Source organism: Chryseobacterium lactis (assembly GCF_003815875.1).
Taxonomy (GTDB): Bacteria; Bacteroidota; Bacteroidia; order Flavobacteriales; family Weeksellaceae; genus Chryseobacterium; species Chryseobacterium lactis.
Genome location: NZ_CP033924.1, coordinates 2056877 through 2069943, shown reverse-complemented (window position 1 = coordinate 2069943; position 13067 = coordinate 2056877). Strand labels below are relative to the sequence as shown.

10 protein-coding genes are annotated in these 13067 nt (G+C 34.6%); 4 read left to right on the top strand and 6 right to left on the bottom strand.

Annotated elements, in window-relative coordinates; all coding sequences use genetic code 11:
* Positions 1–14: 14 nt before the first annotated feature.
* From EG342_RS08965 to EG342_RS08950, 4 genes are all read right to left on the bottom strand, one after another.
* A complete protein-coding gene (locus tag EG342_RS08965; RefSeq protein WP_103294235.1) occupies positions 15–1313 on the bottom strand; it encodes a carbohydrate porin in 1299 nt (432 codons plus the stop codon).
* Between the two features lie 560 nt (positions 1314–1873).
* On the bottom strand, positions 1874–4162 hold the full coding sequence (locus EG342_RS08960) for an NADP-dependent malic enzyme (protein WP_103294236.1): 2289 nt from the start codon (positions 4160–4162) through the stop codon (positions 1874–1876).
* A gap of 16 nt (positions 4163–4178) precedes the next feature.
* Positions 4179–5030: a BadF/BadG/BcrA/BcrD ATPase family protein gene (locus EG342_RS08955; protein WP_103294237.1), complete on the bottom strand. Its 852-nt coding sequence runs from the start codon at positions 5028–5030 to the stop codon at positions 4179–4181.
* A gap of 82 nt (positions 5031–5112) precedes the next feature.
* Positions 5113–5379 carry a hypothetical protein gene (locus EG342_RS08950; protein WP_103294238.1) on the bottom strand — a complete coding sequence of 89 codons (267 nt, stop codon included), beginning with the start codon at positions 5377–5379 and terminating at the stop codon, positions 5113–5115.
* Between the two features lie 362 nt (positions 5380–5741).
* Between EG342_RS08950 and EG342_RS08945 the strand changes: the two genes are divergently transcribed.
* The 4 genes from EG342_RS08945 (at position 5742) to EG342_RS08930 (ending at position 9464) form a co-directional block, all read left to right on the top strand.
* A complete protein-coding gene (locus EG342_RS08945; protein ID WP_103294239.1) occupies positions 5742–6200 on the top strand; it encodes a GtrA family protein in 459 nt (152 codons plus the stop codon).
* Positions 6201–6203: 3 nt separating this feature from the next.
* The gene (locus tag EG342_RS08940; protein WP_103294240.1) at positions 6204–6932 is read left to right on the top strand and encodes a lysophospholipid acyltransferase family protein; all 729 of its coding nucleotides are present in this window, start codon (positions 6204–6206) and stop codon (positions 6930–6932) included.
* A 38-nt stretch (positions 6933–6970) separates the two neighbouring features.
* Positions 6971–8416 carry an MFS transporter gene (locus EG342_RS08935; protein WP_103294241.1) on the top strand — a complete coding sequence of 482 codons (1446 nt, stop codon included), beginning with the start codon at positions 6971–6973 and terminating at the stop codon, positions 8414–8416.
* A gap of 91 nt (positions 8417–8507) precedes the next feature.
* On the top strand, positions 8508–9464 hold the full coding sequence (locus EG342_RS08930) for a DUF3810 domain-containing protein (RefSeq protein WP_317126844.1): 957 nt from the start codon (positions 8508–8510) through the stop codon (positions 9462–9464).
* Between the two features lie 583 nt (positions 9465–10047).
* On the opposite strand, the gene EG342_RS08925 is transcribed toward EG342_RS08930, so the two are convergent.
* Both EG342_RS08925 and EG342_RS08920 read right to left on the bottom strand, forming a co-directional pair.
* Complete coding sequence (locus EG342_RS08925) at positions 10048–10881, bottom strand: thiopeptide-type bacteriocin biosynthesis protein (RefSeq protein WP_103294242.1); 834 nt, start codon at positions 10879–10881, stop codon at positions 10048–10050.
* 1 nt (position 10882) lies between these two features.
* Positions 10883–13066, bottom strand: a complete 2184-nt coding sequence (locus EG342_RS08920) for a lantibiotic dehydratase family protein (protein ID WP_103294305.1) — start codon at positions 13064–13066, stop codon at positions 10883–10885.
* Between the last annotated feature and the right edge of the window lies 1 nt (position 13067).

The following is a 13067-nucleotide window of genomic DNA, read 5'->3' as shown; positions in this document are numbered from 1 at the left end:
TTAACCAAATTACTTTACCACCATACCTCAAGCTGGAGACCAAATGAAAACCCATTATTTTTACTGATAAGCCTTGTGTTGAAATCTGACATCCCTGTAGTCCCCTTAAAACTATCAGACCAATGCGCATAGGTAACAAACGGTCTTAATACCGGTCTTGAATAATATCCGTAATCCCAGGAAATCTGAGGCGAAAATGTGACTTTCTGTAAACTTCCTTCTACTCCTGATCTGTTATTTTTTACATAATCGTTTCCAGCCTCCAAAGCAAGATTAAAATGTTTATTGATATAATACAGATATCGGAAACCCACGCTAAAAAGGTTCCTTGACGCTTTATCGTCGATAATTATTCCATTATTATCGGTATTGCCAATACCAAAATCTCTATATTGGTAGGTAAGAGATGCCTGTACGGCATGTTTTCTTTTATCATCATAAACAAAATTATTAATCACATCAAAGGAATTGGCCCTATCAAGATTATACATTATTTTATCGCCTGCATTTTCCGTTATTGTTTTTCCTGTGTAAGTATTATCGGTAATGGAGCTTCCTTTCCTGAAAATTACAGTGGAAGTATTTGTGATATTCTTTTGGGAATAAGTCCACCAACCTCCGACAGCGTAGCCTGTAGAGCGTGGTGTATTTGTAATATCATTTTGAGTTTTCACACTATACTGTCCTAAAAGATTAAGTTTGGAGTGTTCCGAGACCGGAATGTCCAGATATCTGAAATCCGTTACATAGGAGTGAGCGTCATTATTTCCGTATTTAAATCTCATCACGGCCAGATTCAAGGTACCGGAGTTTTTGACCTGATAATTCTCTAATCCAATTCCTAACTGAGAATTTTGAGCAGAATTGATCCAAAAATAATCTAACATTTCTACATTTCTACGATCATAGTATCTCTTTCCAATCCAAATGCTGGCATTTTTAACGACTTTGTTTATTTTACCATACAATTGAGCGGTTTCGGGAAACTGCTTATAGTTGTCTCCACCGAAAGGAATATACTTAGACATCATGTAGGTGACTTCATACAGATTAACGGAATCTTTGTTTTTGTATCGGTAATTGAATTGAAATTCGGCATAATGGTTGGCTTCATTACCCATTCTGAATTTATGAACGTTATCCGGAGTTATAAAATTGACCATCTGACCTCCTTCTGTCCATCCAAAACCTGTTCTTAAATAGCCATTGGAAGAGAGTTCATGTGATTTAAAATTAATTTTTTGCGCATACAATAATGATCCTGTTGCCAAAAAAAACAGGTATCCTGATCTTGCAAGTGTTCTTTTTTTCATAGTCGTTTCTCAATAGTGTTTTTCTAAGAAGAACCAACTAAAAACAATACAAACTCCCCAACAGAAGAGAACATCTGCTATTTAAAAGAATCTAAGAATGTGAGTGGAATTATCTAAGTCTGATTATTGAAACATTGTACGCTTCCTTTCGGATCAATCATTATGCTTTCTATGATCAACTTATAACAAAACGATTTTATCCGCCCGAAAACTTTTTTTCCTTTTTCATGCATTTGTATTTTTGTGTTTTTAGTACGTCTTTGTGTTTTATAAACCTAAGATATTAAATAATCTTATCCATTTAAAAAAAACAATAACATTTCATAAGAAACGATGTATCAATATACTTTTTGCATTTTCAGCTCTAAAAACCAAGATACAATTTGAATCAAAATAACAAAAAATAGTAAAAAAAATTAACCTCTATTTTTTGCCACATCACAAAAACAAGCATTCCAATACTCCTATTTTGTCCTTCGATAAGGTTTAATCATATACAAAAACAAAAAAACCAGACGAATATTCGTCTGGTTTATCCCGATTTTACAATCGTTTATTTGTTACGCTTTCTTTTCTCTTCTTTGAGCATCAAGAACTGCGATAGTGGCAAGATTCACAATCTCATCTACACTGGAACGCATCTGAAGTACGTGTACCGGCTGCTTTAATCCCATTAAGATAGGTCCGATTACCTGTGCAACCTTCATTCCTCTTAGAATTTTGTATGATAAGTTGGCACTTTCAAGATTCGGGAAGATAAATGTATTGGCAGGTGTTGTTCCTAATTTTGAGAAAGGATAGTCACTTAAATGATCAGCATTCATGGCAAAATCCGGTTGAATTTCACCGTCTACGATCATTTTAGGATACTTCTCATGAAGAATACTTACTGCCTTCGCTACTTTCTTGGATGTTTCAGAGATGGCAGCAAAGTTTTCAAAACCAAGCATTGCAATTCTTGGCTCGATCGCGAAAGACTTCACTGTAAACTCCGCCATTTTAGCAATATTCACAAGATCTTCTGATGTAGGATTCTGGTTGATAGAAGTATCTGCAAAGAAAATAGGTTTCTTTTCAGACAGGATCATCATCATCGCCGCCACTTTATCTACTCCTTTATCTTTTTCAATAACTTCCAAAACAGGACGTAATACTGAGGTATAATTTTTAGAGAATCCAACGATAAGACCGTCAGTATCTCCATGCTTAAGCATTAAAGGTCCGAAGTAATCTCTCTGGCGAACATATCTTTTCGCTTTGTACTCGTTCATTCCTTTTCTCTGACGAAGTTTCCAAAGGGTTTCTCTGTATTTCTTTCTGTTTTCTTTCTGATCGTCATCGCTTGGATCAATGATTGGAATGTCAAGGTTAATTCCATAACGATCCATTTGTTCCTTGATGTATTTTTTATCTCCTAAAAGACTTGGATAAGCAATTCCTTCTTCATAAAGAATCTGAGCAGCCTTCAACACATTATATTCTTCTGCATTTCCAAGGGTAATTCTTTTTGGGTTAGACTTGGCACGGCTCTGCATCATTCTTACCAACCTTTCGTCTCTGCCCATTCTGTCCAGAAGCTGGTGTTCATATTCTTCGAAATCCGAGATTGTCTTTCTGGCAACACCACTTTCAATAGCAGCTTTTGCTACAGCACTTGAAACTTTCGTGATCAGTCTGTTATCAAATGGTTTTGGAATAAAGTAGTCTCTTCCGAATTGCAGACTTTGAACGTTATAAGCTAGAATTACAGCTTCAGGTACCGGCTCTTTTGCCAGATCAGCAATAGCATGCACCGCTGCCAATTTCATTTCTTCATTAATTCCTGTAGCCTGAACATCCAGTGCACCACGGAAAATATAAGGGAATCCCAATACGTTATTTACCTGGTTAGGATAATCGCTTCTTCCTGTTGCCATGATCACGTCTTTACGGGTTTCAAGGGCAAGGTCGTAAGCAATTTCCGGATCCGGATTAGCCAAAGCAAATACAATAGGATTTTCACCCATGCTCAACAACATTTCGGGAGTCATTACATTTCCTTTGGATAATCCAACGAAAACATCAGATCCTTTTACAGCATCTTCTAATGTTTCTATATCTGTATTAGCAATGAAATCTAATTTTTCAGGCGTAAGGTTTTCTCTTTTGTGGTTAATTACCCCCTTACTGTCACACATCAGGACGTTTTCTTTTTTCAATCCTAATGAAATATAAAGCTTAGTACAGGCAATAGCAGCAGCACCGGCTCCATTCACTACCATTTTTACTTCACCAATATTCTTATTGGCAATCTGTAGTGAGTTGATCAATGCGGCAGCAGAAATAATTGCAGTTCCGTGCTGATCATCATGCATTAAAGGAATATTCAATTCCTCTTTCAGCTTTTGCTCAATATAAAATGCTTCAGGAGCTTTAATATCTTCAAGGTTGATTCCTCCAAAGGTTGGAGCAATTCCTTTTACAATTTCAATAAATTTGTCTGGATCTTTTTCATCAATTTCGATGTCAAATACGTTGATATCTGCAAATATTTTGAATAAAAGACCTTTCCCTTCCATTACCGGTTTTGAAGCCTCAGCACCAATATCTCCAAGTCCAAGTACAGCAGTACCGTTAGAAATTACAGCGACCAGGTTCCCTTTTCCTGTATAATCATATACGGTTTCCGGTTTATCGTGAATTTCCATACAAGGAACTGCTACTCCCGGAGAATATGCCAATGACAAATCTCTCTGAGAAGAGTGTGGCTTTGATGGGATAACTTCTATTTTTCCTTTGGGTTCTGCTTTATGATAATCTAACGCGGCCTGGCTAAAGTTCTTTTCGTCGCGGTGGTTTTTACTTGACATAAAATTTCGTTTTTTGTTAGAGTATATATTTAATGTGGTAATCTACTAAGCTTTCAATTGGTTTCTGAACAACATGTCCCACATTTAAATGAAGTTCTGTAGCAACAGAACGTAGAATATTTTCGTAATAATAAGCAATAGAGCCGATGAAATTAATCTCAGCATCTTTAGCTTCATGATAAGGCAAAACCTGGTATTCGAAGAAGCTTTTCATTTCTTCAAAAACCATATCCCTGAAATAAGGATGATCTTTTCTTTCGATCACAAATTTGGTAAAATTAGCCAAATAAGCATTTGGCCTTGGAGCGTGATACATATTTTTCAATGCATCTTCTACGGTAAGATTGTAGTCTGCTTCGAATTCGGTATGAAGATCAGACGGCAGTTTTTTCATAAAATATCTGCGAACGAGTTGTTTTCCGATCGCGCTTCCGCTTCCCTCATCTCCAATCAGGAATCCAAGGGATGGCAATTCTATTTTCAGATTTTTACCGTCAAAATAGCAAGAGTTTGAGCCTGTGCCCAGAATACAGACAATTGCCGGTTTTCCGCTGTAGGCAGCATAGGCAGCGGCCATCAGGTCTTCTTTTACAATAATCTCAGCTTTTCCAAATACTTTCTGAAGCTCTTCTTCTATGGTTTCACAATTCTTTTGCACTCCACATCCTGAGCCATAAAAATAGACTTTGGTAATTGAATTTCTCACCAACATCAGGTTGCTGTTCTTCTGAATTTCAGGAGCGATAAGTTCTCTATTGATAAAATTCGGATTAAAGCCGATGGTTTCTGTTTTCAGAAAAACTTTCTTAAAGTCATCAAGAATTACCCAATCCGATTTAGTAGAACCACTATCTACAATAGCAACCATATTTTAGATTTTAATTTAAGGATGCTAAATTATGAATTTATCTTCAATTAGCATTTAAAAACAACCCGGAAGCTGTCTAAAATCACGAATGTTTTATATCAGTCTTTTTTTCGTTAAACTGCAAAAGCCAGTCTTCAATCTCATCTTCAAGATAAGAAGTCTGTAGTACCATTGCATTAATAAAATCATCGGGTACAGGTTCTCCTTTGGAGTTTTCAAGATTCCAAAGTTCATTAGACATATTTTCGTACTCAGAATACACTCGTTTGAAGCGGGAGTTTTCTTTTTCAAGAGCCTCAATATTTTTCTGTTGAAGCTGGAATTTTCTGTATTTGTTTTGACGTTTCATACAAATATTATTATCAATTGGATCAAAAAATGTTGGAGAGTATGCCTTCAACCGTGCATTACAAGATAGAAAAAACCATTAACACAAGAATTTGAAAATGAATTTATTATCAGGTTATTGTACATCATTCTGTTGATTAAAATTAGACATAATTTTTATTTAAAAAAATATTTTAACAACTTTTTTCAGTGTTTAACATATAGTTATAAATTTGCATATCCATATTATGAAATGTTATGTTTATCAATAGACATTATTCATTATTGACGAAACTAACACTACTGATTAAAAATGGTTTTTATACAAAACATTCTAAACATCAGTTTAATACGGAAATATTTTCAAGTTTTATTTTAAATTAAATGAAAGAAATACTTATACGCCAGAAACAGGTTCTGTTCTTTATCGTGGCAGGAGGACTGAGTGCTATTGTAGAAATTGGCAGCTTCAAGATATTCAGTACTTACCTTCCTCATTTTCTCGCAAAAGAAACGAATTTTCATGGGATCCATTATCCATTGAGTAATATCTTTTCGACGAGCTGCGGAATTATCACCAACTATTTTCTGAGCATTTGGTTTGTTTTCGAAAGAGGTAAGCATTCCAAGAAAAAGGAATTTGTCTATTTTATGGCCGTTTCATTCGTATCAACTTTATTAAGCTTAGGATTCTTCCAGATATTTTACAGTTTAATCTTTAAGGATAATATCAATTTATTTTTTTATACCTTGAGCCCGGAAATAATCAGTAAAATTGCAGCAATATTGCTGGTTTCCATTCTTAATTATTCGGTAAAAAAGAAAGTAATTTTTAACGGTTAAGTAGTGACAAAAATTTTAAATCATCTCTGGCGACTTTGGCTGTTTGTGTTAGCATTTGTTTTAACCATCACTCTTGGTATCCCTGTTTATATTTTATCTTTTAATAAAAAGCATTATAAATATGCTTATCAATTCATCCGTCTCTGGTGTTTCGGAATATTTTACGGAATGGGTTTCAGGTATGATCTCATTAAGCTTTCCGAACAAAAAATGGACAAAAACATCCCGTATGTTTTCATATCCAATCATACCTCGATTATGGATATTATGCTGGTTTGTATTTTATCTCCGGATCATCCGATTTGTTTTGTAGGAAAAAAAGAACTTGTCAAGATTCCTATTTTTGGAACGATATATAAAAGGATATGTGTAATGGTAGACAGAAGCAGTGCAAGAAGCCGGGCCGATGTATACCGCAGATGTGCTGAAAAAATGGAGGAAGGGAACAGCGTTGCCATTTTCCCTGAAGGAGGAGTTCCTGATGATACCTCTGTTCTTTTGGATGACTTTAAGGATGGGGCATTTATTTTATCCTCAAAACACAACTCCCCTATTGCTGTTTACACGTTTATTGGGTTGAAAGAAATGTTTCCGTTTGACAATGCTAAGGGGCACCCCGGTACTGTAAAGGTGTATTTCAATGGAGTCATAGATACTACACATTCTCCAAAAGACTCAAAATCAATAAGTTTCGAAGAAATAAAAAAAACCTTAGTTAAGTATTCCGTTTAACGGAAATAGTTATATTTGTTGTGAAATCTTTAATAAATATGTCAAATTATTCTAAACAAACCAATTGGGCACAATTCATTCCTTTGGTTACTGTATTCTTCTTTTGGGGATTTGTAGCGGCCAGTAATGATATTCTGATCCCAGTTTTCCAAAAAGCCTTCAATTTAACCCAAACTGAGAGTATGCTGGTACAGATCTGCTTTTATGTTGCATATACTGTAGGCTCTTTAATCTACATGGGTATTTCCAAAAGTATTCGTCAGGATTTGATTAACAAAATCGGATATAAAAACGGGCTTATTCTGGGATTGCTTATTTCTGCATTGGGGACATTGTTATTTTACCCTGCTGCCAATCTGAAATCTTTCCCACTAATGATCTCAGGATTATTTATTGTAGGTTTAGGCTTCTCTCTTCAGCAGATTGTTGCCAATCCGCTTGCCATTGAGGTAGGTCCTACGGAAACAGGATCTCAAAGGTTAACGATGGCCGGAGGAATCAACAACCTGGGAACGACGATCGGACCTCTTATTGTTGCATTTGCTATTTTCGGTTCTGCTTCGGCAGCCAACACGGAAGCCAGTATCGAGAGTGTGAAAATTCCTTATCTAATTTTGGGAGTTGCTTTTGTATTGGTTGCAATAATGCTGAAGTTCTCATCTCTTCCTGCTGTAACGCCAACAAATGTTGAAAATACAGATGATTCAACTCCGGGAGAGCATAAAAGTTCAGCGTTTCAGTACCCTCAATTGGTAATGGGAATGATTGCTATCTTTGTGTACGTTGGAGTGGAAGTTTCTACAGCCAGTAACCTTCCTGCCTATATGGAGAAAAACTTAGGTTTTGAAACCAAAGATGTAGCGCCATATGTTTCTTTATATTGGGCATCACTTATGATTGGCCGTTGGACGGGTGCCGTGGAAGCATTTGACGTCAATGCAGGTTTTAAAAAGATACTAAGATTCCTGGCTCCATATCTTGCATTTGGTGTATTTTTATTTGTGAACGCAATTGCCAAGCATGATCTTTCACCATTTTATGTGTATGGTTTTGTTATCATCGCCATGATTATTTGTGATATCATGAGTAAAGGAAATCCTGCAAGAATGCTTTTGATTTTCTCAGTAGCAGGAATAGCAGCATTGCTAACAGGTATGTTTACAACAGGAATGATTTCTGTGTATGCATTCACAAGTGTAGGTTTATTCTGCTCAACGTTATGGCCATGTATTTTTGCGCTGGCTATCAACGGTCTTGGAAAGCATACCAATCAAGGGTCAGGATACCTGATTATGATGATTATGGGAGGTGGTCTTGTAAGTCTTTTACAAGGATACGTAGCAGATGTTATCAATATCCAGTTTAGCTATATCGTGGGTGTTATTTGTTTTGCTTATCTTGCATTCTATGCAATCCGTGTAACCGGTATTTTAAAAAGCCAGGGAATTAGCCTGGATCATATATCTAAAGGCAATGGTCATTAACAGTACGAAAATAATATATAAAAAAAGAAGTTGGGCAGGTTTATTACTTGCCCAATTTCTTTTGTTTTACCTTTTCTCAAAGTCTTCACTGATGATTTCTTTTTTTGAAAATTTCTTTGAATTTCAAAAAGGATTTCATCAAATTCTATTCAGTTGGATTCCATTTTCTGTGGGAGATCTGCTCTACTTTATACTGGGAGGTTTTATTGTGTATCTTTTCATTTCTTTATTCAACAAGAAGCGTAGAAACGGCTCTCTTCTGAAGATGTTGATCATGGTCAATATCTTCTATTTTGTCTATCAGATATTTTGGGGAATGATGTATTTCCAGACTCCGATCATTAAAAAACTGTCGAGCCAGGAGAAGCCGGAGACAGAAAAGGCTAAAAAACTGGCGTTGCGTTATCTTGAAAAATGCAAGCTCACCAGAGAATCCGTGCATGAAGATCAGAAAGGAGTCTTCATGATAACGGATCTAAAGTCCATACAACAGGAAATTTTGCAACAACAGGCCAAACTCCCTCATTATATCTCAGATAAAACAACAACGCAAATTTTGGCCATTAAACCGAGCTTGTTTAAGAATGTCATGAGTTTTACCGGAATACTGGGATATTACAATCCTTTTACTGCTGAAGCTCAATATAATTCTGAACTTCCTTCTATATTCATTCCTTTTACTACAGCACATGAAAGCTCTCATCAATTGGGCTTTGCCAGGGAGCAGGAAGCTAATTTTGTGGGATACCTGATAGGCATCAATTCCAGTAATACGGATCTGAGATATAGTACAGAGTATTTTACATTGAAAAGTCTTCTAAGGTTTATTGTTGAAGAAGATCCTGAATTTGTAAAATCTGTTCTTACTAATTATTCATCTGCAATGAAAAGAGACAGGATTTATGAAAAAAAATTCGCGTTTACTCACCAGGGGTGGCTGGATGACTTCTTCGGATATACTAATAATCTGTTTCTTAAGAGCAATCAACAGGAAGGTTCGGTGACCTATTCTTACTTTATTGACCTTCTTCTCAACTATGAAAAATAGGCATAAAAAAAGAATCGTATCAGGCGATACGATTCTAAAAACACAAATGATGAAAAAAAATTTATTACCTTGACTTGTTCCCTCATTCAAGGCGATGTAAAAGTACGACATATTTTATAAATACAAAAACATTTCTATCCTTTTTTAAAACTTTATGAAAACTTTATGATTTTTTAAGTTTTTTTGAGTTCAACCGATACTAACATTATCATAATCAATCGTTCTATCCAACTATAAAAACACACTTAAAAGTATACTTAAAGTACAAAAACGCCATTAAATCAAACATTTGTTTAATAATTAAATATTCCAGTTATTCTATATTTTTCATGAATGAAAAATTGGAGTTATCTTCATTATAATTAAAAATATTTTTAAAAATAAATGCTCTTTAGTTCATTAAACTTTTGAAGTTTTTTCTACTCAAAATCTTAGAAAGATATTATTATTGGACGCAATAATTTAAGATTGGAATCTTAGAAATAAGGTATTTCTGTGTATAATATCCTCCGGTTAAGCCATCAGAAAGATTAAATTGTTTGAAAATAGAAGACCTATTCCAATAATGAAAGCTAATTCTTTATCAATTTTTAAAAGCAAGTGATTTATAGTATCTGGACAGATAATCATAAATAATCATCTCAAACAACCGCTGATTTGAAATAAACAACCGGTTGACATGCATATGAAATACACTTGGAAAAAAGGTTTGAATAGCGTCTGGGTTGTTACTTTTTATATATTGTAACACCTCTTCACACTCATTTATATTCTTTTGAATAATCTTCTTGAAAGGCATGTAATCATCGGATTCGACAAATTCTGAATATTGAGAAGTAAACACCCTGTACTTCTTATCCAACTGACTGTTCAGTCTCTTATCTGCATTAAATTCCTTTTTAAAAGACTGATTACCATGGCCTGCCCACTCTACTTTTTCGTGAATCGTTAACCCTAAATAATCTAACATTTTATCGATATGAAAAAGGGCGACCATAATTTTCTCTTCATCATCAAAGTGCAGATACTCCCGAAGTATTTCATTGCTGCTCTTCCAAAATAAAAATTCAGCTGCTTCAATAGTTTGCTCTCCGTACCGCTCAACTTCCCTTTTATAGACATCTACTAAAAATTCCGAAATCTCTCCGGAATCGATATGCTCCTGCAAACAATCAGTGATCAGTGACAGAACTTTACTAAAATGATGAATGTCCGAAAGTTCGAAACGCAGCCGAAGATGAATTTTTGGATCATTATACCGTATAAAGAACCATTTTCTTATTAAGTCTTCTTCCTGCAATTTTTGCAGTAAAGGGTTCACAGCTTCTTCCAAAATAACATCCGCTGTTTTCACTCCTGTATAAATTTTGATATACAGCCATTCACTTCCTGGAATAAACGTTCTTTTTATCAACATTTTATTTTAATTTATACATTGGAAAGATAAATTCACGCTTAAAATCTTCATTATGATTAAACAGACATTCTTCTATAACAATGGTCTTCTTACTTTGAATGGTTTGAATAAGGAGCTTTGCCATATCGTAATTTTCAAGGTTCATCGTTACAGTATGATCAAACTCTATCCATTGTATCCATACAGGAATTTTTCTTTTAATTCTCCAGTTTGTAATTTGATTTAAAAATTGTTTCTTCTCACAACCTTTACTCACCAAAAAAGAAATATCTTTTTCACTTAGTTTCCATCGAGCTTTTGAAAGAATACTATTTTTATATTCTACTCTGGGTAAAAAATTATATATTTTATCCAGCCCTTCCCAGCTGAAAGATAGTCCGGATCTATGATCCTGTGAATGAAAATCTGATAAGAAATGATATACAGGTAAAGTATTTGTAAAGTAATTATGAGCATTAGTAAGGCAAGGCTTAATTTCCTTATTTAACCTCTTAGACCGCAATACAATCTTATTGTTTTTCAAAGAAATTAACAGATCTTCTACCGGTATCTGGTTTTCTTTTGGCACTACAGATTGCGCTAAATATGGAATTTCGTATTCTCTTAAAGTTGGCCTTCTTATAATATTTCCTATTCGCGCTTCGGGTAAATGTATAACTTCCGCCAGGATATGATCCGGATTTAATTCTTTTTCCTTTACTGTGATTCTTTTTGTTAATTCACTTATTTCAGTTTTTTCAGAACAAAATCTGCCTAACAAGTTTCCAGCACTGCTCCCACTACTCCCTTTTAAATATAATTTTTCACTATGATTTTCAGATACAATTTCAGCCATAAAAGACAGCGTATCCGGTATAAGATCCCAATTTTCTGCAAAATCTATAAAATCTTCATCTGTTAATTGAATGGTATTCTGATTTTCAAGTAAAGCATCCTGCACTTTTTTGTTCAGAATTTTACTCACCGGATTGATCTCAATAATTAAATTTTGTGGTTGTTTCGAAAAATCTAAATCGTCAAGATATGGATGAATACCATCGGCAGAAAGATTTTGTCTGTAGCCAATTCCGACTTCAGTATCCAGAACATAACTCAAAGGTAGTTCCTGACCTTCAAATCTCTCACTAAAAACTCTTTTGAACTTTTCAAAATGACTGTCTTTTCGGGACAAAGTAATTTTATTTAAAAAACCGATTCCTTTTTTTAATTCTTTCTTCCAATCCGATGATAAAGAAAATTCATTTTTATTGTAAAGATCTGTTTGAAAAATATATTTCTGTTCATATTCTGTTGTAAAAGCCTTGATGAGTTCTTCGATCTCAGCATAAAGAAAAGGGTCATTTCCAATATTTTGATCTAGCCCGCTTAGTTTTTCCTTTATTAAAAGTAATCTCTTACTTTCAGTATCAGCATCTATTCTATTCAATACAGAAATCAGAATATCGAGAAAGTCTTTTCCTGAAACATTGGGCTCCATTTCACTTACCAGAACCTGATTCTCTATTAATTCATTTATAAATTCTTCGGCATCTTCTGATGCAATATCTTCATTAACAAGAACCCCGGAAAGTTGCTTAATCGTTCTTCCTTCTTTTGAAAAGTCTAATATTTTTTGCAATTCGTCAGAAATAGGAGCTGATGATATGATATAGTCTCTCTTCCCTTTATCATATTGATATTCAATATAACGAATCTTGGTCCCAATGCGATAAATGCTATTATTAGGATAAAATAATAAGCAGTTTCTGATATGTTCTGTTTTAATAAATTGATAAGCCAAACCTACAAGGAAATGCATGTCCAGTTTAGTATCTCTTATTTTCTCTGAAAGGGAATGATTCTGCTCAATTTTGTTGTCTTCAAAATTACCTAACCCCACATCAGAAAATAAACCGAAAGGAGTACATCTGGTAGTCATTCGGCTATAATATTTCAATAGAGTATTTTTAAGTTTTTGATCCTGCTTTGATGCCAGATCTTTCCCGGAAAGCCATTGTTTAATCTCATTGTATAGATATGGGGAGGCTAAATAAATGGCTTCCTGAAATACTCGATGAGTACAAATACCTGTCAACTCATCATGAGAAATCTCTTCTTGATTGAACGTCTCTTCAAACTTCTTGTATGAAAATAAGGGAGTACGTACAATAAATTTATCAAAAAATTGATAGGGAAAACGAGGCATT

Bases quoted from the DNA above. Each gene is read 5' to 3' on its own strand.
- EG342_RS08950 (WP_103294238.1), bottom strand. From the start codon at position 5,379: ATGAAACGTCAAAACAAATACAGAAAATTCCAGCTTCAACAGAAAAAT.
- EG342_RS08920 (WP_103294305.1), bottom strand. From the start codon at position 13,066: ATGCCTCGTTTTCCCTATCAATTTTTTGATAAATTTATTGTACGTACT.
- EG342_RS08945 (WP_103294239.1), top strand. From the start codon at position 5,742: ATGAAAGAAATACTTATACGCCAGAAACAGGTTCTGTTCTTTATCGTG.
- EG342_RS08955 (WP_103294237.1), bottom strand. From the start codon at position 5,030: ATGGTTGCTATTGTAGATAGTGGTTCTACTAAATCGGATTGGGTAATT.
- EG342_RS08935 (WP_103294241.1), top strand. From the start codon at position 6,971: ATGTCAAATTATTCTAAACAAACCAATTGGGCACAATTCATTCCTTTG.
- EG342_RS08930 (WP_317126844.1), top strand. From the start codon at position 8,508: ATGATTTCTTTTTTTGAAAATTTCTTTGAATTTCAAAAAGGATTTCAT.
- EG342_RS08925 (WP_103294242.1), bottom strand. From the start codon at position 10,881: ATGTTGATAAAAAGAACGTTTATTCCAGGAAGTGAATGGCTGTATATC.
- EG342_RS08960 (WP_103294236.1), bottom strand. From the start codon at position 4,162: ATGTCAAGTAAAAACCACCGCGACGAAAAGAACTTTAGCCAGGCCGCG.
- EG342_RS08965 (WP_103294235.1), bottom strand. From the start codon at position 1,313: ATGAAAAAAAGAACACTTGCAAGATCAGGATACCTGTTTTTTTTGGCA.